The organism is Streptomyces niveiscabiei, assembly GCF_033794345.1.
GTDB classification, from domain to species: domain Bacteria; phylum Actinomycetota; class Actinomycetes; order Streptomycetales; family Streptomycetaceae; genus Streptomyces; species Streptomyces niveiscabiei.
This window is the reverse complement of record NZ_JARAYJ010000041.1, coordinates 47,879-70,354: the sequence shown is the minus strand read 5'-3', so window position 1 is coordinate 70,354 and position 22,476 is coordinate 47,879. Positions and strand designations below refer to the sequence as shown.

17 protein-coding genes are annotated in these 22,476 nt (G+C 73.7%); 5 read left to right on the top strand and 12 right to left on the bottom strand.

All coding sequences use genetic code 11. The features are described 5' to 3' along the window. The first annotated feature begins 70 nt into the window (after nucleotides 1-70). The 3 genes from vanA (at nucleotide 71) to PV682_RS37130 (ending at nucleotide 3,212) form a co-directional block, all read left to right on the top strand. Nucleotides 71-1,132 (top strand): D-alanine--(R)-lactate ligase, encoded by a 1,062-nt coding sequence (vanA, locus tag PV682_RS37140; protein ID WP_319736149.1) that lies wholly within the window; start codon nucleotides 71-73, stop codon nucleotides 1,130-1,132. Continuing rightward, nucleotides 1,129-1,752, top strand: coding sequence for a D-Ala-D-Ala dipeptidase VanX (gene vanX / locus PV682_RS37135; RefSeq protein WP_319736148.1), 624 nt, complete (start codon nucleotides 1,129-1,131; stop codon nucleotides 1,750-1,752). The genes vanA and vanX overlap by 4 nt, the downstream gene beginning before the upstream one ends. 83 nt (nucleotides 1,753-1,835) lie before the next feature. Next, nucleotides 1,836-3,212, top strand: coding sequence for a UDP-N-acetylmuramoyl-tripeptide--D-alanyl-D-alanine ligase (locus PV682_RS37130; RefSeq protein ID WP_319736147.1), 1,377 nt, complete (start codon nucleotides 1,836-1,838; stop codon nucleotides 3,210-3,212). Between the two features lie 183 nt (nucleotides 3,213-3,395). On the opposite strand, the gene PV682_RS37125 is transcribed toward PV682_RS37130, so the two are convergent. Both PV682_RS37125 and PV682_RS37120 read right to left on the bottom strand, forming a co-directional pair. Then, entirely contained in the window at nucleotides 3,396-4,034 is a 639-nt protein-coding gene (locus PV682_RS37125) for a maleylpyruvate isomerase family mycothiol-dependent enzyme (RefSeq protein ID WP_319736146.1), read from the bottom strand. Nucleotides 4,035-4,098: 64 nt separating this feature from the next. Then, nucleotides 4,099-5,253, bottom strand: coding sequence for a lipid II:glycine glycyltransferase FemX (locus PV682_RS37120; RefSeq protein WP_319736145.1), 1,155 nt, complete (start codon nucleotides 5,251-5,253; stop codon nucleotides 4,099-4,101). 112 nt (nucleotides 5,254-5,365) lie between these two features. Here PV682_RS37120 and PV682_RS37115 point away from each other — a divergent pair, with 112 nt between their 5' ends. Together PV682_RS37115 and PV682_RS37110 are read left to right on the top strand one after the other, a co-directional pair. Beyond that, nucleotides 5,366-6,445 carry a sensor histidine kinase gene (locus PV682_RS37115; protein ID WP_319736144.1) on the top strand — a complete coding sequence of 360 codons (1,080 nt, stop codon included), beginning with the start codon at nucleotides 5,366-5,368 and terminating at the stop codon, nucleotides 6,443-6,445. A 90-nt stretch (nucleotides 6,446-6,535) separates the two neighbouring features. Next, the gene (locus PV682_RS37110; protein WP_319736143.1) at nucleotides 6,536-7,282 is read left to right on the top strand and encodes an alpha/beta fold hydrolase; all 747 of its coding nucleotides are present in this window, start codon (nucleotides 6,536-6,538) and stop codon (nucleotides 7,280-7,282) included. 693 nt (nucleotides 7,283-7,975) lie between these two features. On the opposite strand, the gene PV682_RS37105 is transcribed toward PV682_RS37110, so the two are convergent. The 10 genes from PV682_RS37105 to PV682_RS37060 form a co-directional block, all read right to left on the bottom strand. Then, nucleotides 7,976-8,746 (bottom strand): class I SAM-dependent methyltransferase, encoded by a 771-nt coding sequence (locus tag PV682_RS37105; protein WP_319736142.1) that lies wholly within the window; start codon nucleotides 8,744-8,746, stop codon nucleotides 7,976-7,978. Next, nucleotides 8,736-9,518 carry a dienelactone hydrolase family protein gene (locus tag PV682_RS37100; RefSeq protein ID WP_319736141.1) on the bottom strand — a complete coding sequence of 261 codons (783 nt, stop codon included), beginning with the start codon at nucleotides 9,516-9,518 and terminating at the stop codon, nucleotides 8,736-8,738. The genes PV682_RS37105 and PV682_RS37100 overlap by 11 nt, the downstream gene beginning before the upstream one ends. A 33-nt stretch (nucleotides 9,519-9,551) precedes the next feature. After that, the gene (locus tag PV682_RS37095; RefSeq protein ID WP_319736140.1) at nucleotides 9,552-10,625 is read right to left on the bottom strand and encodes a DUF475 domain-containing protein; all 1,074 of its coding nucleotides are present in this window, start codon (nucleotides 10,623-10,625) and stop codon (nucleotides 9,552-9,554) included. A 60-nt stretch (nucleotides 10,626-10,685) separates the two neighbouring features. Continuing rightward, nucleotides 10,686-11,954, bottom strand: a complete 1,269-nt coding sequence (locus PV682_RS37090) for a lanthionine synthetase C family protein (RefSeq protein WP_319736139.1) — start codon at nucleotides 11,952-11,954, stop codon at nucleotides 10,686-10,688. Next, nucleotides 11,926-13,098 (bottom strand): JmjC domain-containing protein, encoded by a 1,173-nt coding sequence (locus PV682_RS37085; RefSeq protein WP_319736138.1) that lies wholly within the window; start codon nucleotides 13,096-13,098, stop codon nucleotides 11,926-11,928. Before PV682_RS37085 ends, PV682_RS37090 begins: the two co-directional genes overlap by 29 nt. Then, nucleotides 13,095-14,291, bottom strand: a complete 1,197-nt coding sequence (locus tag PV682_RS37080; protein WP_319736137.1) for a hypothetical protein — start codon at nucleotides 14,289-14,291, stop codon at nucleotides 13,095-13,097. The genes PV682_RS37085 and PV682_RS37080 overlap by 4 nt, the downstream gene beginning before the upstream one ends. After that, on the bottom strand, nucleotides 14,288-16,750 hold the full coding sequence (locus PV682_RS37075; RefSeq protein WP_319736136.1) for a DUF6624 domain-containing protein: 2,463 nt from the start codon (nucleotides 16,748-16,750) through the stop codon (nucleotides 14,288-14,290). The genes PV682_RS37080 and PV682_RS37075 overlap by 4 nt, the downstream gene beginning before the upstream one ends. A gap of 63 nt (nucleotides 16,751-16,813) precedes the next feature. Then, nucleotides 16,814-16,981 (bottom strand): hypothetical protein, encoded by a 168-nt coding sequence (locus PV682_RS37070; protein WP_162947387.1) that lies wholly within the window; start codon nucleotides 16,979-16,981, stop codon nucleotides 16,814-16,816. Nucleotides 16,982-17,119: 138 nt separating this feature from the next. Continuing rightward, nucleotides 17,120-21,415 (bottom strand): caspase family protein, encoded by a 4,296-nt coding sequence (locus PV682_RS37065; protein WP_319736135.1) that lies wholly within the window; start codon nucleotides 21,413-21,415, stop codon nucleotides 17,120-17,122. Then, nucleotides 21,412-22,269, bottom strand: a complete 858-nt coding sequence (locus PV682_RS37060) for a hypothetical protein (RefSeq protein ID WP_319736134.1) — start codon at nucleotides 22,267-22,269, stop codon at nucleotides 21,412-21,414. Before PV682_RS37060 ends, PV682_RS37065 begins: the two co-directional genes overlap by 4 nt. Nucleotides 22,270-22,476: the final 207 nt, after the last annotated feature.

Here is a 22,476-nt window from a genome sequence, read left to right as displayed (position 1 = left end):
CCGTGAACGGGGCTATCCAGGACGGCTCCGACGCCGTGATCACACCAGCCACACCAAGATCATCCCACCCGTGACCAGCAGTTACGGGACAAGCCTTAGGCTGAAGGTCGGAATCATCTTCGGGGGCCGCTCCGAGGAACACCCCGTCTCCGTCAAGTCCGCGCGGGAGGTCGCGAAGAACCTCGACCTCGCCCGGTACGAACCGCACTACATCGGGATCACGAAGGACGGTTCCTGGAAGCTGTGCGACGGCCCCGCACCGGACTGGGAGAACGGCGCGTGCCGCCCGGTCACGCTGTCGCCGGACAGCGGTGTACGCGGGCTGCTCGTCCTGGCGGACGGGCGCTACGACACGATCGGCCTGGACGTCGTGCTGCCCGTGCTGCACGGCAGACTCGGTGAGGACGGCGCGATCCAGGGACTGCTGGAGCTGTCCGGCATCCCGTACGCGGGCTGCGACGTCCAGAGTTCCGCCCTGTGCATGGACAAGTCCCTCACCTACCTCGTGGCCCGCGACGCGGGAATCGCCACGCCGGGCTTCCGGACCGTGACGGCGGACGAACCCGTCGACGCCGGCCGGCTCACCTATCCCGTGTTCGTGAAACCGGCCCGTTCGGGGTCGTCCTTCGGTGTCACCAAGGCGTCCCGGAAGGAGGACCTCGCGGAGGCGCTCGCAGCCGCCCGGCGGTACGACGCGAAGGTCCTGGTCGAGGAGGCCGTCGAGGGCAGCGAGGTCGGCTGCGCGATCCTGGGGACCGGCGCGGAACTGCTGACCGGCGAGGTCGACCGGATGGCGCTGTCCCACGGTTTCTTCCGGATCCACCAGGAGGCGGACCCCGAGAGCGGTTCGGAGAACGCCACGCCCATCGTTCCGGCGGACATTCCGGCGGAGTCCCGGGCGCTCGTCCAGGAGACCGCGAAGGCCGTCTACCGCGCCCTGGGCTGCCGGGGGCTGGCACGGGTCGACCTGTTCCTGACGGCCGACGGCACGGTCGTCCTCAACGAGGTGAACACGCTGCCCGGCCTCACCTCCTACAGCCGGTACCCGCGCATGATGGCCGCCGCGGGCCTCCGCCTGTCCGACGTCATCGACAGGATGGTGTCGCAGGCGCTGGAGGGGAGCGGCCGGTGAAGGACGACTTCGTTTTCCTGGACGAGTTCGTCCCCGGCATCCGCTGGGACGCCAAGTACGCCACCTGGGACAACTTCACCGGCAGACCGGTGGACGGATACCTGGCGAATCGCGTCGTCGGCACCAGGGCGGTGAGCGCGGCCCTCGGCGAGGCGCGCGAGGAGGCCGCGTCCCACGGCTTCGGCCTGCTCCTGTGGGACTGCTACCGGCCGCAGCGCGCCGTGGACTGCTTCCTGCGCTGGGCGCGGCAGCCCGAGGACGGCCGGACCAGGTCGCGGCACTACCCGAACCTCGACCGGGCGGCGATGTTCGAGCAGGGGTACGTGGCCACCGAATCGGGGCACAGCCGGGGCAGCACGGTCGATCTGACGCTCTTCCACCTGGCCACCGGCGACCTCGCTCCGATGGGCGGTGACCATGACCTGATGGATCCCGTCTCCCACCACGGAGCGGCGGGGATCACGCGGACCGAGGCGGAGAACCGCGCACGTCTGCGGTCCGTGATGGAGCGCTGCGGATTCCGGTCCTACGACTGCGAGTGGTGGCACTACACTCTCGTCGACGAACCCTATCCGGACACCTACTTCGACTTTCCCATCACCCCGGTGAGCCACGGCTGACCCGGGCCGCCGGCGGGACCGTATCGCCGGCCTATCGGAATCCGCGTACGCGGCGGCAACACCGCGGCGCCTTGACTGGGGCCATGACCTCCAGCCAACCAGACCCCCTGGGCACGATCCCGCTCGGCCTCGGCGACATCGCCGCCGTCGTCGGCGGGACGGCCGTGGGTGACAGCACCGTGACCGTGACCGCGCCGGCCGTGCTCGACGGCCGGCAGGCCGAGCCCGGCGGCCTCTTCGTGGCCTTCGCCGGCGAGCACGCCGACGGTCACGACCACGCCGTGCAGGCCGGCCGGGCCGGCGCGGTAGCGGTGCTCGGCTCGAAGCCCACGCCGCTGCCCACGGTCGTCGTCGAGGACGTCCGGGCCGCGCTCCAGGCGCTCGCCGCCCATGTCGTGGCCCGGCTGCGCGACCGCCTGACCGTCGTCGGGGTGACCGGCTCGCAGGGCAAGACCACCACCAAGGACCTGCTGGCGGCCGTCCTGTCGGGCACCGCCCCGACGGCGGCCACCCTCGGCTCCCTCAACAACGAACTCGGCGTCCCGCTCACCATGCTGCGCGCGGGCGCGCACACCCGGTTCCTCGTCCTGGAGATGGGCGCCCGCCACGTCGGCGACATCGCCCACCTCACCCGCCTGGTCGCGCCCGACATCGCCGTCGTCCTCAACGTCGGCCGGGCCCACCTCGGCGAGTTCGGCTCGCGCCGGGCCATCGCCGAGACCAAGGGCGAACTGGTACAGGGCCTGGCGCCCGGCGGCACCGCCGTCCTCAACGCCGACGATCCGCGGGTGGCCGCGATGCGCTCCCTCACCGACGGCCCGGTGCTGACCTTCGGCCGGGCGCGGCACGCCGACGTACGGGTGCTCGGCGAGGCGCTGGACCGGCTCGGCCGCCCCTCCTTCACCCTGCGCACCGCCGATGCCTCGGCCCCCGTCACGCTGCCGTTCACGGGCGCCCACCAGGCCCTCGACGCGGCGGCGGCCACGGCGGCCGGCCTCGCTGCCGGGCTCCCCCTCGACGTGGCCGCGGCGGCCCTGGCCACCGCGTCCCTGTCCAGAGGGCGCATGGAGCTGCGCCCTCTCCCCGGCGGCACGACCCTGCTCGACGACTCCTACAACGCCAACCCCGACTCGACCCGCGCCGCCCTGGACGCCCTCGCGGCGATCGAGGGCACGCGCCGCATCGCCGTCCTCGGCGCGATGCTCGAACTCGGCGCCACCAGCGAGGCCGAGCACCACGCCGTGGGCGCGTACGCCGCCACCCGCGCCGACCTGGTGGTCACGGTCGGCGAGGGTGGCCGGGCCATCGCCGACGGCGCGGGAGAGCGGGCCGTCGCGCTGCCCGACAACGCCACAGCCGCCGACTGGCTGCGCGCCCGCCTCACCGGCGGCGATGTGGTCCTCGTCAAAGCCTCACGCGGGGCACGCCTCGACGAGGTCGCCACGGCCCTCGCGCGGTAGGCCCGGTTCAGGAGCCCTCGACGAGGACGAGGCTGTTGCCGTCCGGGTCCCGCACGCCGAACATCGGCGGCACCCCGGGCACCGTCCGTACGACCTCCTCGTCCGCGACGCGGGTGCTGCTGCTCATCTGCTGCCTCCAGTTCCTCGGGGTTCAGCAGGTGGGACGGGAGCGGGCGGGCGGACTCATCGCGCCGCCCCGCCCCTCAGGGCCTCGACGCCTCGTCCGCGCAGGTCGTCGAGGGCCACGTGTCGTCCCGTGAGCGCGAGAAGCAGGGACAGGGCGGGTCCGGTCACCTCCGGGCCGTCGCCGATCGACACGCCGGCGTCGGCCGCCGTGAGGCGCAGAGCGGCCACGCGTTCCTTCGCGCCGCCGAAGGACACCGGGGTGCGGGCCTGGAGGCGGAGCGCCCTGACGACGGCGTCCCGGGGGTAGTGGCGGGTGAGGCCCAGCGGGCGGCGGATGTCCTCGCCGTGGACGATCTCCTCGACGAGCCGGGTGTCGAGGGGCGCCGGGGGGACCGACGTCCGTGGGGCCACCTCGCGGAGGCGGGCCAGCGTCTGGCCCGGTGAGGCGCCGCGCTCGCGCGTCACGCCGGCCGCGTTGTGGCGGTCGAAGTCGAACCGGGCCCGCACGAGGCCGGCCACGAAGCCCAGGCGCGTCGTGCGGGCCGAGTCGACGAGGTGGGCGGCGACGTCGTGGACCGTCCACCCCGCGCAGAGCGAGGGCTCCTCCCACTGCCCGTCGTCGAGCCCTTCCAGGTCGTGGATCAGTGCCGCGCGCTCCGCGTGCACGATCGTCCAGACGTCTGCGACCGATGCCATGGTCTCTCCTCGGTGATCGGCTTGCCGCCCTCGTGGAGATACGGACTCCCGGTCGCCGTAAAAATCACCGCCCGCGCCGCTTCATGTACAGGTCGAAGGCCCGGTACACCATCGGCCGCAGTGGCAGGTCCCACTCGCCGACGTACCGCACCGCCCGCCCGCCGGTGCCGACCTTGAACTGGATCAGCCCGACGTGCGGGTCGCCGGGGTCGAGGGTGGGGGTGATGCCGCGCAGGTCGTAGATGTCGCAGCCGGCCGCCAGCGCGTCGCGGATCATCGCCCACTGGCAGGCGTTGGAGCCGCGCACCTCGCGTTTCGCGGTGGAGGAGGCGCCGTAGGAGTACCAGGCGTGGGTGCCGACGCGGACCAGGACGGCGGCGGCGACCAGGTCGCCCCGGTGGCGGGCCAGGTAGAGGCTGATGCGTTCGGGGTCCTCGGCGTTCAGCTCCGCGAACATGGTCTGGAAGTAGCGCAGGGGCCGGGGGGTGAAGCGGTCGCGTCCGGCGGTGTGGACGTACAGGTCGTGGAACGCCTTCAGGTCGGTGCCGACCGTGACGTCCACGCCTTCCCTGGCCGCCTTCTTGATGTTGCGGCGCCAGAGCTGGTTCATGCCCTGTAGGACGTCGTCCTCGCTCCTGCCGGTCAGCGGGATCTCGTACTTGAACTGCGGATGCCCGACCCCGAAGCCGTCCTCGGGGCTCTGCGGCAGCCAGCCGGCGTCGCGCAGCGCGCGGGTGACGCGGGCGCCGGCCGGGCCGGGCCACTCGCCGGGCAGGTCGGTGAGCCGCTCGACGGCGGGGTCGCCGATGCCCTCCTTGACCTGGCCGGCGCTCCAGGTGTCCGTGCGGACCGGCGGGCCGAGCCGGACGGCGAACGCGCCGTGCGCCTTGAGGTACGCCGCCAGCGGGTCGAGCCACGCGGCGAGGTCGCCGGTCCAGTCGATGACCGGGCCCTCGGGCAGGTAGGCCAGCGTGTAGCGCTCCAGCCGCGGTACCGGGCGGTGCAGGACGAGCCCGGCGCCGACCAGCCGCCGGCCGTCGTACCAGCCGAGGGACTCGGCGCGCCACTCCGTCTTGACGCGGCCCCAGGCCGGGGTCTGGAGGAAGCTGACCGAGCGCTGGGCCCGTACGAAGGCCAGGTGGTCGGCGGCGCCGATCGGCCCGACGGTCAGGTTCCCCGGGCGGGGTGCGGTGCGGCTCGCTGGTTCGCTGTAGGACATGCGGGCAGCCAAGGCCGCGCGGTGTTGCCGGCGCGTATGCGGTTTCCGATACGCCGGCGATAGGCGGCGGCCCGTAGCGTGGGTGTGCCGATCGCCGCCAGAGGGGAGAGCCGTGGACAGGGCACCCGGACCGAGTGTCCGGCTCAAGCTGACCCTCAGCTATGCCGGATTCCTGATGCTCGCCGGTGCCCTGCTGCTGGGCGCCGTGGGGGTGTTCCTCCTGCGAGAGGGGTGGTTGCAGACCAACGAGCAGGGGGCGTGGCGGGCCACTCCGGGCACCGCGTTCGTCAACGGGTTCGCGCCCATGGCAGCCGCCGTCATGCTGTTCCTGCTGGTGTTCGGGCTGCTGGGGGGCTGGGTCCTGGCCGGCCGTATGCTCGCTCCCCTGGCCCGGATCACCGGTGCCACCCGTACGGCGGCCACCGGGTCGCTCTCGCACCGCATCCGGATGCCGGGCCGGCAGGACGAGTTCCGTGAACTCGCGGACGCCTTCGACGCGATGCTCGCCCGCCTCGAAGCGCACGTCGGCGAGCAGCGGAGGTTCGCGGCCAACGCCTCGCACGAGCTGCGCACCCCGCTGGCGATCTCCAAGTCGCTGCTGGACGTGGCTCTCGCCGACCCCGGGCACGACAGCGGCGAGGTCCTCGGCCGCCTCCAGGCCGTCAACACCCGGGCCATCGCCCTCACGGAGGCGCTGCTCCTGCTCAGCCGCGCCGGCCGGGGCTCCTTCACCCGCGAACAGGTCGACCTGTCCCTCCTCGCGGAGGAGGCCACCGAGACGCTGCTGCCGCTCGCCGAGAAGAGCGGCGTGAGCGTCGAGACCCTCGGCGGCGTCACCCCGGCGAGTGGTTCGCCGGCGCTTCTGCTGCAACTGACCATGAATCTCGTGCACAACGCGATCGTCCACAACCTGCCCGAGAAGGGCACCGTGTGGGTCACGACCGGTGTCCGCGCCGGCACCGCGGTGCTCACGGTCGAGAACACCGGCGCCCGCCTCGGCGCGGACCTCGTCCCGACCCTCACCGAGCCGTTCCAGCGCGGCACGGAACGCGTCCACGCCGACCACGCGGGCGTCGGCCTCGGCCTGGCCATCGTCAGGACCATCACCGAGGCGCACGCCGGACGCCTCACCCTCACCCCGCGCGCCGACGGGGGCCTGCGCATCACCGTGGAACTGCCAGCCGGCACCTGACGTCGAGGCGCGGCGCGCGTTCAGCACGGCCCGGCGGGGAAGGATCGTCATCTCCGTACCCGGAGACCCCGTCACACCTTGTGGAGAGACATGACCGTCGTATTCGTCCACGGCGTACCCGAGACCGCAGCGCTCTGGGACCGGCTGCGTCAGCGCCTCGGCCGGGAGAGCGTCGCTGTGGGCCTGCCGGGATTCGGCACCGAGCGGCCCGCCGGGTTCGGCGGCGGGAAGGACGCCCACGCCGAGTGGCTCGCGGCGCGGCTGCGGGAGCTGCCGGGGCCGGTCGACCTCGTCGGGCACGACTGGGGTGCGCTGCTGACGTACCGGGTGGCCACGGCGTACGACGTGCCGCTGCGCAGCTGGGCCGCGGACGTCGCGGGCGTCCTGCACCCGGCGTACGTGTGGCACGAGTTCGCGCGGATCTGGCAGACCCCCGGCGACGGCGAGGCGTGGTTCGACAACCTGCGCGCGACGCCGCACGACGCGCCCGGCAGCATCGCAGCGGTCCTGCGGGCCCAGGGGGTCCGGGAGGACGACGCGCGGTCCCTTCAGGAGGGGATCGACGAGGCGATGGGGCAGGAGATCCTCGGCCTGTACCGGTCGGCGACACCGAACCTGTACGCCGACTGGGGTCCCGGGCTGCGCGAGACGCCGGCGCCCGGACTGGTGCTGCACCCGGCCGGGGACCTCTACGACGACCGCGACGCGGGGGCCGAGGTGGCGCGGATGCTCGGTGCGCGGGTACGGGTTCTCGACGGGGTCGGGCATCAGTGGCCGCTCCAGGACCCGGACCAGGCCGTCGACGTGCTGCGCGCGTTCTGGGATGCGGTGGGGTGACGCGCCGAGCCGGGTGAGGCCGTCGGCGCGATCCGTTCCGCGTTGCTGTCCGCGCTGGAGGAGGGGTAGGGCGAGGCTGTGCGGTTCACCGCCGGGCCCGTGGAGCTGGCGTTCGGCGCGGAGGTCGGGAAGGACGCCGGGGCAGCGCCGCGAGGTCGGCCCGGAAGCCGTTGGTCCACTGCGCCGAGCTGATCGCCGGCGCCTTCGCCTCGGGGTCAGGCAGGCGCGTCCGGCCTCGTCGTGTGGGACGGGCCGCAGCGGCAGGGACTTCAGGGCGGTCTTCAGGCCATGGGTGGTGCTCTCCACCAGCGCGATGTCGGCCGCGTCGGCGCCGATCAGCCGCGCGCGTCTCGTCGAGCCGGGCGTGCGTGGCCGTGCCGGACTCGGCGTGGCGGTACTGCGCGGTCGGCGCGAGGTCCGTGACCGCGCGCACCGCGCGGACCGGGGCGGTCCCGATGCACGCGGTGTCCGGATACGGGCTGTCCGCCAGCGCGGGAAACTCTCTGCGGACGCAGGTGGAGAGTTCCTTCGCATACGCTTCTTCGCTCACCGGAAACTCCCCGAGAACCACGGATCACGGCCGTTGATCCCCTGGTCCGAGGATCGGATGGCCGGGTCCAAGGGGCGCACACGGAATGCGTGAAGCACCGGCCGAGCACAAAGGGCCTTCAGGTATTCATGCGATGAGCGGGATTACGCCTGTACGCCTGTCAGCCGGGCTTTCCAGATCTCGTCGCTGGGCCATCGGCGGGCCCAGTCGGCGGAGATCTCCGGGTAGTCGCGGGCGTGCGGGGGTGCCTGGATCTCGATCAGGTCCTCGACGACGAAGCCGCAGGACCGCAGCAGGCGGAGCATCTCGCCGTGCGGCAGGATGAACTGGGCGTTGTTCCCCTGGGCCAGCCGCGTCAGGCCGAACTGGGCGCGGGACAGGGTGGTGGAGGCGGTTCCCTCGGGCTGTGCGCACAGGGCGAACAGGGGTGAGTACTGCGAGAAGACCAACAGGCCGCCGGGGACGAGCAGCCGGGCCGCCTCGGGGATCCACCGGTGGGGGTCGCACCACAGGGAGGCGCCGTACTCGCTGATCGCCAGGTCGAACGTGTTGTCCTCGTAGGGCACTTGCTCGGCATCGCCCAGGACGAGGGGGAAGTCGATGCCGAACTCCGTCTGCATCGCGCGAGCCGTGGCGAGCTGTTTCTCCGAGACGTCGATCCCGACCGGGTGGGCTCCCGCTCTGGCCAGCCACGCGGAGACGTAGGCGGTGCCGCAGCCGAGTTCGATGGCGCGCATCCCGTCGATGCCGTCGGGAAGGACGCGGGCCTGCGACTCGGGGGTGGCCCACAGTCCCCAGGACGGTTCGGCCTGCGCCCAGTGGTCCCGGGCGAGGGGACCGTGCCATCCGGCCGCCTCGTCGTCCCAGAAGCGCCGGTTCTGCTCCACATGATCTGCCGGGCTGTCATGAGTCATGGGGGCATTCGATCGAAGACGCCGCTGCTGCGGCAACGGGATTTCCCAGGTGCCGGGCGAGGAACCGCAGGGAGTCGCCCGTCTCGGACGGCGGCAGGTCTCCGTGCCCACCGGGGTGGGCGTGCAGGGTCTTCCCGGCCGAACCGATGGCGTCGAACAGCGCGAGGCTCTGCGCCCGGGGCATCCGCTCGTCGTCCCACTGGACCAGAAACCGCACCGGCACGCTGATCCGCGCGGCGGCCCCGGCCAGCTCGGGCGCCCCTTGCAGGCCGAGCACCGCGGCGCGCACCCGGGGTTCCGCGGCGACGAACGGGATGCCGAGCGCGCAGCCCAGCGACACGCCCCAGTAGCCCACCGGTCCACCGCCGACCTGGTCGAGCCGTTGGAGCGCGGTCAGGACCGTTCGCCATTCCGCGACGGTCTGCCCGGCCACGAGCGTGTACAGGGCGGTGTCCGGCTCGGCCGTGTCCTCTCCGGCGGCCGTACGCGCCCGGTACTCGGCCGCGAGCCGGTCGAACTCCTCGCCGGCCGGCCGCTCGCCGTGGTGGGGCACGTCGAGCGCGGCGACCGCGAACCCGCCCCGGGCGGTGAAGTGACGGGCACGGGCCAGGATGCCGGGGGACGTCTTGTGTTCCCCGCCGCCGTGTCCCAGCAGGATCAGCGGGCGGGGTCCGTGCGCGCCTTCCGGGGTCCACAGCGCGCCGGGGATGTCGTCGAGGGTGAAGAGCTGTTCGCTCACGCCGCCCGACGACGTTGTCGAGGTGAAGCGCATGGCGTTTCGAGCCTTTCGCAGGGGCGCCCGCCGCTACGCCGTCGCCAGCGCCCGGTTCCGCCGTACCGACGACCAGAACGAGCTTCCGATGAGGACGACCCCGACGAGCCCGGTGACGATGTCGTCGATCTCGTACTGGATGGTGACCATGAGGATCACGGCGAGGGCGCCGATCGCGTAGTGCGCGCCGTGTTCCAGGTAGACGTAGTCGTCGAGGGTGCCCTGCCGGACCAGGTAGACGGTCAGGGAGCGGACGTACATCGCGCCGATCCCGAGGCCGAGGGCCATGAGGACGATGTCGTTGGTGATGGCGAAGGCGCCGATGACGCCGTCGAAGGAGAAGGACGCGTCGAGGACTTCGAGGTAGAGGAACATGAAGAACGCGGCGCGCCCGGCGAGGGCGAGCGGGGAGCCGGGGGACGGCCGCTCCTCCGCTTCCTCCTCTTCCTCCAGCCGGTTCTCGAAGAAGCCGGAAAGCCCGCCGACGACCAGGTACGTGATGAGCCCGGCGATGCCTGCGAGGAGGACGGTCTGGGACTTGTCGGTGTGGGCGCCGCCGTGCTGGTGGGCGTGGGCGGCGAAGGTCACGGCGCTGACCAGCAGGACGCCGAGGGCGATGCACACGGACAGCGCGTCGACCTTGCCGAGCTTGGCGAGGGGGCGTTCCAGCCACCGCAGCCACTGGACGTCCCGCTCCTCGAAGACGAAGTCGAGGAAGATCATGAGCAGGAACATCCCGCCGAACGCGGCGATCGCCGGATGCGCGTCGGTGACCAGTTGCTGGTAGCGGTCCTTGTCGGTCAGGGCGAGGTCGACGGCGTCGTACGGATTGAGCTCGGCGGTCATCGCCACGATGGCCACGGGGAACAGCAGCCGCATCCCGAAGACCGCGATCAGTACGCCCACGGTGAGGAAGATCTTCTGCCAGAAGGCGTTCATCTTCTTCAGGACTCCGGCGTTGACGACGGCGTTGTCGAACGACAGGGACACCTCCAGGACGGCGAGGATCGCGACGACGCCGAGAGCCGGCCAGCCCCCGTACAGGACCCCCGCGGCCAGTCCGAGCGCGGTACAGGCGAACGCCCACCGGAAGGTTCTCAGCACCACGGCCACTCACTCCTGTCGTCGACGCCCGTTGTCTATCACGGTCAAGGGCGACACAGGGTCTCAGGCCAGCAGCAATGCCCCGTCCCACGAGGTCGCCGGAACAGCGCCAGAAGCGTACGTGTGCAGTGCCAGGGCGATCCCGGCGGCCCCTTCCAGGAGTCCGGGCCGGTCGAGGGGGCGGGCGGCGAGGTGATGGGTGTACCGGTAGCCGAAGGGGGCGTCGGGGGTGTACCCGGCGATCACCCGGGCCGCCAGCGTGTCCGCGAGGTCCGGCAGGCCCGGGTCCCCGCTGTCGTGCGCCATCCGCAGCGTGATCTGGAGCAGACCCGCCCATCCGTGGCACAGCGCGGAGTCGACGGTCCGGTCGTCGCTCGCGGCGCGCACCGCGCCGTACAGGGCGGCGAGCGCGTCGGCGCACCAGTCGGCTCGGCCCAGGGCGAGGCCCGCGAGGTGGACGGCGCGGGCGGTGCCGGCGGTGCCGTAGCACCAGGAGTCCCGCCCGTGTTCGGGGAGTTCACGGCCGTCCAGGTGGGCCCGGGTGATCAGGTGCGGCCAGTACCCGTCGGCGGTGCGCCAGCGCGTCAGCAGCGCCGTGATCCGCTCGATCGCCTCGGCGTGCCGCTCCACCCGGACGCCCGCCCGCCAGGCGAGGGCGAGCAGCGCGAGGGGTCCGGAAATCCCGTGCGCGAGGCCGAGGTTGAGGTGTTCGGGGAGTCCGTGGTCGAGTCCTTCGGTGATCCACCAGCCGTTCTCGGCGGTCGCGGCGGCCACGAGGGAGGCGAGGATCTCGGCGAGCGCGGGGGAGGCGCTGTCGCGGGCGAGGAGGTAGCGGCCGGTCCCGGTGGTGCCGGCCAGGACGTCGTACGTGGTCCAGGCGCCCACGGACCGGCCCGCGCGCAGGCGTTCGAGGTCGGTGTGGGCGCGGCGGCGGGCCTGGTCGACGATGTGCCGGTCGAGTCCGGCGAGGAGTGTGGTGTAGCCGCCGTAGGTGTCGGCGGCGGCCTGGGCGGCGAAGGCGAGGGCGGTCATGCCGCTGTGCAGGGCCTGGGGGTGCAGGCGCAGGCCGGCGGCGAGGGCGGCGGAGAGGTGGGCGTGGGCCCGGGCCGCCGGCCGGTGGAGTTCGGTGTGGAGGAGGGCGAGGGCGGGGTGGCCGTCGGAGAGGCTCTGGGGGTGCCAGACGGGCTGGGGGTCGCCGGGGTAGCGCATGAGGTTGTCGGGGGCGGAGGCGACGGCCGCCACCTGTTCGGGGTCCGTGAGCCGGTCGGCGATCTCGGCGGCGATCCGGGCCGCCGCCTCCCGGTCAGTGGACGTCGACGCGGGTGACGGCACGGATGCCCTCCAGTTCCTCCAGCAGGCGGCGTTCGGCGGCGGGCAGGCCGTGGACGCGCACGGTCTCCCCCGCCGCGAGGCGTTCCACCAGCGCGGGCGCGGTGCCGGTGACGACGTGTCCGCAGGCGGCGATCCGGCCGGGCGCGGTGAGCAGGGGCGCGCAGGCGCGTACGGCGGTGTCCTCGCCCAGGGGGCGGGGTGCGGCGGGTGGTTCGGTGGGCCAGAAGCCGCCCGCCGAGGCGACGCTCAGGGCGAGGTCGGTGGCGCGGTCGGTGAAGGCGTCCTCGCGCAGGAGGCCGGCGAAGGCGGACACGGCGTCGTCGAGGGCGGCGGGCAGCGCGTCGAGCCGTCCGTCCGGGCCCGCGTCGGGGGTGAACAGGGGTGCGGACGCGGTCGGGGCGGCGCCCCGGAAGAGGTCCTTGACCTCGTAGTACGGCCGGTGTTCGCGGCGCGGGATGCCGACGTTGACGCTGGTCGCGGGGGCGTCGCCGGTGCTCTCGCCGACGTGGTGGTAGCGGGCGGGCCAGTACAGGAGGTCGCCGGGTTCGGCCTCGGCGACGAACGACGAGGCGAGGTAGGGCTGGTAGTCGAGGACCGTGTGGACGGGTTCGGTCCAGGGGCGGCCGTCCCAGAACCGCATGCGTTTGGTGCCGCGCACGCAGTACAGGAACGTCGAGAAGCGGTCCTGGTGGACGCCGACGGGGCTGTGCTCGTAGGAGCCGTGGAACAGGGTCGAGCCGGCCGAGTGCTCGGGGCGGCCGACGCGTTCCCACAGGCCGGCGTAGAAGCGCCGGGCGCGGTCCCACAGGGGGTGGGAGAAGGCGTGGAAGCGGTGCACGACGAGGGCGTAGCGCTGCTGGCCGAGGCGCTGGGCCATGCGTCGTTCGTACCCGGCGAGGGAGCCGTCGGTGAGGTCGGGGGCGTAGTCGTGCAGCCGGGTCTGCTGGCGGCGTTCCACGAGGAACTGGAGGTGCGCCGGGACGGCGAGGGGGTGCGGGGGGCGGCTGCCGCGCACGGCGGCCCCGAACACCTCGTCCTCCGCGAACGGCCCGTCGTCGACGGCCTTGTACAGCACGGGTGCCCGGTCCCAGTAGCGGTCGACGAAGGTGTCCCAGTCGAAGGACTTCTCGGTGGTCAGGGTCATCGCGCGCTCACCTCGGCCAGGTCGACGCCGCGCAGCCGGTAGAGCCGCTCCAGCAGCGCGAGGACGTTCTTGTCGTTCTTGTCGCCGCCGAGGGCATGGCAGACCTCGGCGACCGGGGTCGCCGCGCCGCCGCGCAGGGCGTCGTACACGCGGTCGGCCGCCGCGGCGGGGAGGGTGAAGACGTTGCCGTTGACGGCCCACACCTCGTGCCGGGGGCCGTCGGGCATGCGGACGATCTCGCCGGTGAGGCGGATCTGGGTGTCCGGGTCGAGGGGGACGGCGTCGCGGGGCGCGGGGATCGGTTCGAGTCCGGCCGCCGAGCGCAGCGCCGCCCAGCGCACGCGCAGCGTCCGGCGCAGGCCCTCGCCGTCGACGAGGTCGCGCAGGTCGTCGCCGAGTTCGGTGAGGCGGGCCAGGGGTTCGCCGGTGTCGGTGCCGAGGGGGAAGTACGGCACGGTCTCGTCGTGTCCCCGCCGGGCGTGCACCTGGTCGGCGAGGAGGTCGCGCAGGGCGGCGAACGGCAGCCGCCGGTCCACGGGCACCCGCAGCCGCAGCGCCGTGCACCGCTCCCGGTAGACGTCGACATGGCGCCGGTCGCCGGGCCAGTACAGCAGGTCACCGGGCCCGCCGCTCAACGTCGGTATGCCGGGTTCGGCGATCCCGGCGGGCGGCGGCCCCTGGCGCTCGTCCCACAGCCGTACGTCCATCCGCCCGCGCAGGATCCAGGTGAACGCCGCGTGCGTGGGCGCCTCGGCCGCCCCCGCGTGCTGGGTGAAGCGGTCTCCGGTGAGGATCTCGGCGGTCAGCGGCAGATTGGGCCAGCCGACCTCCCGCCACAGCCCCTGGACCGTTTCGCGTACGGCCGCCCACAGCGCGTGGTCGAGCAGCAGCGGCTGCTCCACGGTCAGCAGGCGGCCCTGTCCGGGTACGGCGGCGTCGAGGCGCTCGTGGTAGGCGTCGAGGGTGGGATCGCTGTCGTCCGGCAGGAGGGCGCCCGGGGCGCGGAGCCGTCCGTCGCCGACGAGGAGGCGGACGTCGGGCATCACCCAGAAGCGGGTGCCGGCGCGGAAGGGGGCGCTCGCGCGGACGGTGAGCGCGTGGAGGTCCTCGACGCCGGCCGGGGGCGGGGCACTCAGCCGGGCGGGCTCGCGTTCCCAGTGGTCGCGGGCGAAGCGGGTCCAGTCGACGGTCATGGTGCCTGCCTCTGCGGTCGCCTCGGTCGCTGGGGGCTGGGGAAGCGGCGCCGGATGCGGTCCGTGTGGTCCGCGAGGGGTTCCATGCCCAGTTCGGCGCGGCGGTGGTCCACGTTCGCGGGGTCCTCGACGGGGCACGGTTCGAGGCGGCCGTCCACCGGCTCGAACTTCGTGCCGTAGACCTGGGGCCGGCCCTCGTCGATGCGCAGGGCGTCGGTCAGGTAGGCGACGTCGCGCCAGGGAAGGTCGCCGCCCTCGGCCGCCTGCCGCATCAGGTCGAGGCAGCGCCGGCGGAAGTCGAGGTGCCCGTACGCGTGCTGGACGAGGCGGCTCGCCACGCCGGCCGCGGCGGCGCCGACGAGGGCGCGGCCGGGCCAGCCGTGCCCGTCGACGACCGTGGCCAGCCAGGCGATCCCGGCGTCGGTCAGGGTCCGCAGGCGGTCCTCGGCGTCGGTGTCGGTCATGCCGCCGTCCGCCCACGGGGTGCGGATCGCGCCGTCGAGCCGGTGCAGGCGCAGGAGGCGGCGCCGGATCTCCCCGGCGGGCGCGGGCTCGGGCGCCGGTTCGGGGGCGTCCAGGGGGTCGATGCGCAGGCGGATCGTCCGCCGGTTCCACAGGTAGGTGATCCTTCGGCCCACCCCCGGCCAGTCGAAGGCGGCCTGTCCCTCGCCGGGGCTGTGCAGGAGCAGCCGTACGCCGTGCGTCTCGTCGGTGACGTCGAGGTCGGTGAGGTCGTCGAAGACGTGCTCGGCGGCGTCGCGCAGGGCCACGCCGAGGCCGGCGAGGGTGAGGTGCGCGGCGTCGAGGTGGTCGGGGTGCGGGGGCCAGCCCGCCTCGGGTTCGGGGTCGGCCGTGACCGGTGACGTGGTGAAGGGGTGCGGCGGGGGTGCGAGGGCGAGGACGGGGCCGCCGTCGAGGGCGCGCAGGAAGTAGGGGACGTCCATGCGGCGCAGTTGGGCGAGTTCGGCGCGGTCGAAGGTGACGTCCGGGGTGGCGGGGGCGGGGTCAGCGCCGCCGCCGGACAGCCAGCGCGGCAGCAGGGCGTCGTAGTAGCGGAACGTGGGCTGGCGCAGGACGCGTACGTGGTGGCCTGGGGCGGTGTCCGCGAGGAAGCGGCGGATCGCGGGACGCTGACGGCACATCAGGGTCCAGGCGTCGAACATGCCGCGCAGCATCGCCGGGAGGTAGGGGCCGTATCCGGTGCGGCCGTCGGTGTCCGCCACGACGGTCCGCGTCTCGGTTCTCGTGTGCGCGCGGTGGCGGCGGTGCAGGGCCAGGGCGCCGGACGGGGTGGGGCGCCAGCACACCGGGGGGCCTTCGGGGGCGCACCAGCGGGCGGTGGTCTCCAGGCCGACGTGGTGCTGGGGGGTGTCGGCGGTCGGGTCGTGCAGGAGGCCCGTGTCGTAGAGGCGGGTGACCTTGCAGAAGTAGATCTCCAGGTCGATGGGGTAGAGCAGGGGTTCGGGGTCGCCGGGGCGGGTGCCGGTGACGACGTTGCCGCCGATCAGGTCGGTGACGCCGAAGGCGAACGCGGCGGCGGTCAGGGAGCCGGCGCGGTGCCAGAAGCGGGCCGCCTCAGGCGGGGTGAGCCGGGTGCCGGTCAGCTGCCAGGGGCCTTCGGTGCGGATCGGGGCCCACTGGGGCGGGGGGTCGATCCACTCCTGCCACAGGTAGCCCTTCTCGGCGCCGGGCCAGCAGGCCAGGAGCGGGAGGCGGACCTCGCCGGAGGCCGGGGGCGCCGCGTCGAGGAGGCCGAACAGGGAGGTGGGCGGACCGGTCTCCGGCTCGGCGGTGAAGAGGAGTTCGCCGGATGCCGGGCGCGGTTTGTAGGCGACCTTGCCGCCGCCCGCGCACTCCAGGCGCAGGACGCGCTGGCGTCCGTTGTGGGTCTCCTCGCCGTGCGTCCACAGTCCGACGACCGGGCCCCGGAATGCCGGATTCCCCGGCCAGCAGGTCGCGGTGTCTCTCTGTAGTCTCTCCAGGAAAAGGGTGAGAAACGCCTCGCAGCGCGCCGCCCATTCCTTGACGCGGTCGCGTGTGTAGTGCGGTCGTCCGGCGGCGCAGGCGACGAATGCCTCGGAGACCACGGGGCCGAAAACATCGCCGTTGGATATTTCCAGGACGCCCTCGGAAATGACGCCGGAATAATGCCGGGTGGCGTCCGCGCACCAGTTGTCCAGCCGCTCCAGCAGGGCCAGGAGCGGTCCGAACCGGGGTTCCCCAAGCGCCTGCGCGAGCATCCGCGCGTCGTACTCGCCGCCGAGGAGGCGCTGCGTCGCGACCGTTCCCTCGGGGCCGTCGGCGACCACGGGCGGGAACAGGGCGCCTGCTGCGCCGTCGCGGATCGCGTCGACTATCTTCCGTGCCGCGTACGGCAGTTCAGCGTCCGCGTCCTTCACCTCGTCGTCAGGGGCGCGCATCTCCCACAGCGGCCCCGCGTTCGCCCGCGCATCCGGCAAAACTGCCCTCCCCGCTCGTGCCGTCCGGGTGGCGCCGCCGTCGACGGCACCACCCGGCGCGCGTCAACAGCAGTAGATCCTCGAACATGTGCCGCACGAGGTACCGCTGCCCGAGTTCATCGGTGACGTGAGCGGTGGAATATCCTGTTCCAGATCGCCGATCACCAGGTCGAATACGTCATCCGCACTCTCTTCCGACCCGATCCGGCCCTTTTCCTCGACAGCCTGCATGAACAGTCTCCTGTCGCACTGGGTATTGGAACCGTCAATCAGTACAACGGGGGGAAATAGGCGTGTCAAGGGTGTGGGATTGCCATCGCATGGCCCCGGCAACGGAATTCCGGGGTGAGCGGGTCCGCGGTCGCCTCCTCATCCGCCCGCGTCCAGACTCGGCAGGCGCAGGGTGGTCAGGCCCGTCGGGGTGAGGACGCCGAGGAGGTGGTCGTCGATGATGGTGAGGGCTGTGACCTGGGTGCCGAGGTGGATGCGGCAGGGGACGGTGTCGGTGTCCGCGTCGTAGAGGGAGAGGGTTTCGTCCTGGGCGAGGACCAGGGCCGTCCGGTGGTTCTGGAGGGTGTGCAGGAGGATGCGGTCGCCGCGGCCGACGGTCCGGTGCCAGGAGGCGATGGAGGACACGGACGTGCCGTGGAGTCGGTGGACGCTGTCGGCGGTGGCCAGCACGATGTCGTCGTGCCAGGTGCCCAGGCTGAGGACGGTGCCCTTGTCGTACCGGCCGAGGACCCTGTCGCCGCGCAGGGTCCAGTTGTCGAGGGCGTAGGAGAGGGCCTCTCCGTCGCGCAGGGCGTAGATCTCGCGGAAGCCCTGGACGCGTTGGAGGAGGACGAGGAGGCCCCGGGAATCCGCGGCGACCTGGAAGTCGGTGACGAAGGGGGCGCCGAAGGAGATGTCCCAGCGGTGGAGCTGCCGCCCGGTCAGGTCCCAGACGGCGAGGTAGCTGACGCAGAGGCCGACGAGCACGTCCTGCCCGTCGAGGCGTGACATCCGCAGGTGGGGCGAGTCGCCGCGCCGTACTCCGCGCAGGAGGACGTCGCGGCCGGGGGCGCCGAGCAGCTCGGCCCGCAGTCTGCGCCGCAGTCCCGGTGCCGGGGAGTACAGCACGGGTGGGACCCCCGGACGTCCGGCGGCCTGCGAGAAGTGCCGGCCCCCGTGGGCGAGGGGGTCCCCGCAGGCGGCGTCGACGATCAACGGTGGCCCGGAGCCGCGGGGGTGGACCAGCACCGGCCGCCCGTCGACGGCTCCGGCGGCCAAGGACGGCGCGCCCGTGCCGGAGAGGACCGAGCGTTCGTCGGCGGCTCCTCGGCGCAGGGCCCAGATCCGCAGGGGGCTGCGGCTCTGCTGCCAGGACACGACCGAGGGTGTGCCGTCGGGACCGGCCACGACTCCGGCGAACCGGGTCCCGGGGCGCGGGTCGTCGGGGGTCCGCCAGTCGACCTTGCCCCGGGCGCCCACGAACTCCGCGCCGCCGGGCACCGCGTACATCAGGAAGGGCGTGCCCTGCACGCGCACGAACCGGCAGCCGTCGGGGGCGGGGTGCGGCCACATCCACTCGGAGAGGGTGGCGGTGTGCTGGTGCACCCGGCAGCCGGACGTCCGGAACACCCGGGTGTGCCGGGTGGCGGCCAGGACCCGGCCGTCGAGGACGGCGAGCGCCAGGATCTCCTCGCCCCGGCACTCCCTGACCGTGTCGGGCACGGACACGGCCTGTGCCGGGAGCGCCGACGGGTCGAGGGTCCAGATGAGGACGGTGGCGAGTTCGTGGACGGTGTGCTTCTCGCCGGACCCGTGCGTTCCGATGCCGTCGCACGCGACCGCGACGGTCAGCCGTCCGTCGTGGCCGCCGAGGGCGACGGCTCGCGGCCGGAGGCGGCTCTCCGGGCGGACCGGGAGCCACAGGAACACCGGGTCGCGTCCGTGGGACAGGTCGACGATTTCGAGCGACTCCTGTGTCAGGCGGGCCGCCAGGCGTCCGCCGTCCGTCTCCGCGACGGCCCACGCGGTCCACGACGGCCACCGCTTCCCGTCGCCGAGCGGCAGGGCTTCCCGGGTGGCCGGGTCGAAGGCGAGCGGCGGCTCCCCGAAGGCCCGTTCGACGAGGAGCAGCCGCCCGCTCGGGGTCATCGCGCGGACCTCGAACCCCGTCGGGCCCGGCAGTGTGCCGAGGAGTTCCCCGCCGGCCAGGTCCCAGACCCGCAGCCCGTCGTCGTACTCGGCGGTCACGAGGACCTGGCCGCGCTCCGACTCGACGACGGCGACGCCGACGACCGCGGAGTCGAAGGCGCCGATCGTCCGGTACGGGGTGGCGGCGCGCAGCGGGAGCATCCACCGCGTGTCCCAGGGCAGGTGCGGTGCCCGGCGCCGGATCGCCTCCGCGAGGTCGGCCGCGTCGGACTGGAGGGCGGCGAGCCGCAGTTGGGCGTAGCGCACGCCCTGGTCGCGCTCGCGGGCCAGGACGACGCCGACGCGTTCGTAGGCGGTGCGGGCGGCGACGGCCTGCGGCGATGTCACCCGGGTGAGAGCGCGCTGGAGGGCGACCGGCTCGGCGGTGAGCAGGAACAGCGGGTCCACGACGAGTTCGTCGAGGGTGCCGGCGGCTGCGGCGTGCGTGGCGAGGTGGTCGCGTACGTAGGGCTGTGCGGCGCTCCAGTCGCGCAGGCCCGTGGCGGGGTCGACGGGCACCGAGTCCAGCAGGGCTCCGGTGACGGCGCCGGAGGTGTCGGCCGCCGTGGCGCGCAGTTCGTCGGCGAAGGACTCGTGGTAGAGGCGGTAGACGGACCGGCCGTGGGAGTCGAGGGCCTCGACGATGTGGGAGTCGGCGTGGTCGAGGATCCAGCGGATGTCGTCGGGTCCGGTGGGGACGGCGGAGACGGCGGAGGCGATGGCGGGCCACAGGCCGGTGGAGGGCAGGCCGGCGCCTTCGGAGAGGGCGAGCGGCAGCAGGAGGGTGCCGGCGCGCCCGGACTCGGCGCCGAGGCGCTGGTCCAGGGCCCACCGGAAGGCGGGTCCGGCGGGGCGGGAGCTCTTGGTGGCGGGCCGGGGCAGTTGCTCGGCCCAGTCGGGGGTGCTGGTGTCGAGGGGGGTGGTGCGGTGGGCCAGCGCGCGGGCGGTGAGCCGGGCGACGAGGTAGTTCCCCTCGGCGCGCTCGGCGACGGCGGCGGCGAGGGTGGTGATCGTGCCGGGCCCGGTGGCGAGGCCCTGGCTGCCGGGGCCGTCGGGGGCGAGGAGGAGTTTGCGCGCGTACGCCGTGAGGTCGCCGGGCGCGGTCCACCGTTCGTCGTCGAGGTCCATGACGGCGAACCGGGTCCCGAGCGCGGGCACCACGTGGGGCCGGGTGCCGACCAGGAGCCGTACGCCTCCGGTGCGGGCGAGCCGGTCGAGGTAGGCGGCGACCTGCCGGCCGTCCGTGCCGTCGGCGCCGGCGGTGCCCGCCTCGTCGAGGGCGTCGACGACGATCAGGAGCGGGTCGGTGCGTTCGGCGAGGGCGCGGGGCAGGGCGGCCCGGTCGGCGGGGACGCCGGCCGCGTCGGCGATGGCGGCGACGATGTCGTCCAGGAGTTTGTGGCGGGCGTGGATCGCGGCGTCGACGCGGCGCGGGGGTGCGGGCGCGGTGGGGTCGAGGTCGGGGAGGGCGGCCCGGTGTGCCGGGTCGGCGAGCAGGACGAGGCGGCCGAGCAGGGAGGACTTGCCGACGCCCGCGCTGCCGGTGACCACGAGGGCGTCGCCGGGGCCGGTGGCGGGGTCCGTCCACGCGGTGAGGTGCGTCAGAGCGCTCGCCCGGCCGGTGAAGTAGGTGCCGCGGTCGCCGGTGCGTTCCACTCCCCTGCCGCGCGGGCCGAAGTGGCTGAGGAGTTCCTCGCGGCGGCGGCGCCCTTCGGGGGTGAGGGCGGTGCGCTGTTCGGCGAGGTCGGTGCCTTCGTGCGGGACGTCCGGGGAGTAGCGGGGGTTGGGCAGGAAGTCGAAGCCCTCGCCGCTGGGCAGGGTGCCCCAGGTGGCGTGCTGGAAGGGGCCGAGGAGTTCGTTGACGCGGTCGACGACCTGTTCCAGGTACAGCTTGGGCTGCCGGTTGCCGCCGAGGGTGGGGTCGTCGAGGGCGGTGCGCAGGGCGCGGGCGAACGCGCCGTCCTCGGCGAGTTCCAGGGGGCGGGCCGCCGCGATCACCGAGAACGCGGTGAGGGTGCGGGGGTCGGCGTCGCGGGCGGCGACGAGCTGCGCGGCCAGGGCGCGTACGGCGTCGACGGCGCCCTGTCCGGCGTAGCAGGTGTCAACGATCAGCAGCAGGCGCGGCAGGCCGGTCTCGGTGACCAGGCCGACCAGGTCGTCGGCGGCGAGGGCGGTGCCCTTGAGGCGGCCGGGTCTGCTGTCGCGGCACAGCAGGTAGTGGCGCTCGTCGGCGGGGCCGCGGTCGCCGTGGCCGCTGAAGTAGAGGGTGAGGGCGCCGTCGTCGCGGTCGTCGGCGGCGGCCCAGTCGGAGAGGAAGGCGCGCAGTTGCGCGGCGGTCGCGTCGAGGGTGCGGCTGGCGTCGCGGTAGCCGAGGCCGGTGAACAGGGCCCGGACGGTGTCGAGGTCGCCGGGGACGAGGGGCAGCGGGGGGTTCTCCTCGTGGTCGTAGGCGGCGACACCCGCGACGACCACCCAGCGGGGTGTCATGCCCTGCGCAGCCCCTCCGCGATCGCGGTGCCGGTCTCGGCGGCCGTGAGGTGGCGGTCGATGGCGTGGGCCTGCCAGCCGTTGTCGACGGCGACGTCGTGGACGTCCCCGAACAGCGGGGCGAGGCGTTTGCGCAGGGCGACGACGTCGTAGCGGTCGCACAGGTTGGTCCAGCCGCGCACGCCCGCGGGCCAGGCGCCGCGTCCCTCGCTGGGGGCGGGGGTGAGGCGGTCGAAGACGATGTTCGGGATGCCGAGGGGGGAGCCGATCGTCACCAGGGTGTGCACCGGCCACTGCGGGTGCTCGCACAGGGCCTCGTAGGCGACGACGGAGCCCAGGGAGTGGCCCACCACCACCCGGGTGTCGTCGGCGACGGCATCCGCGACCGACTCCTGTACCCGGGTGCGCAGTTCAGGTTCGGTGAAGTACCGGCTGACCTGGCGCAGCACCCCGAGCAGGAACCGGTCCCCGGAGCGGCCGGCGAACCGGGTCCCGGCCAGCGCGTACAGGGCGCGCTGGACGGTCCGCGGGGTGATGGCCTTCGTGGCGGCCTCGCCGTCCGGCGCGGGCACCCGGCCGGGTTCGAGCCGGGCCGCCTCGCGCCACCACTCCATCAGCAGCGCCCGCTCCAGCGGGTCGGTCACATCGCGGTGGGTCAGCGCGGGTTCGCCCTTGAACCGGCCGGGCGGGCGGAAGCGGTGACCGTAGAAGGCCACGCCCACGTCGTCGGCGGTGAGCGGGGGTCCGCCTGCCAGGGCGACGCCGTCTGCGAGGGCCGCCGCGATGCCGGTGTGCAGCGATCTCGGTCCCAGGTACTGCTGTCCCACGCCGTGTACGACGACGACTGCGGCCACCGTGCCTCCCCCGAACATGCCTGAACTCACCGAGCGTACACAGGACTTCCGGCGCCCGGGGAGAGTCCTGGAATCACGCGGTCAGCGGTCGCACGGGCCTGAACGGCACGTCCCCTCGGCGGGTTCGTGGCAGGCGAGGGCGGCGGCGCCGGACAGCAGGTTCTGCGCGAGGACGCGGCGGGCGGCGTGGGGGTGGCCGGCATCGGC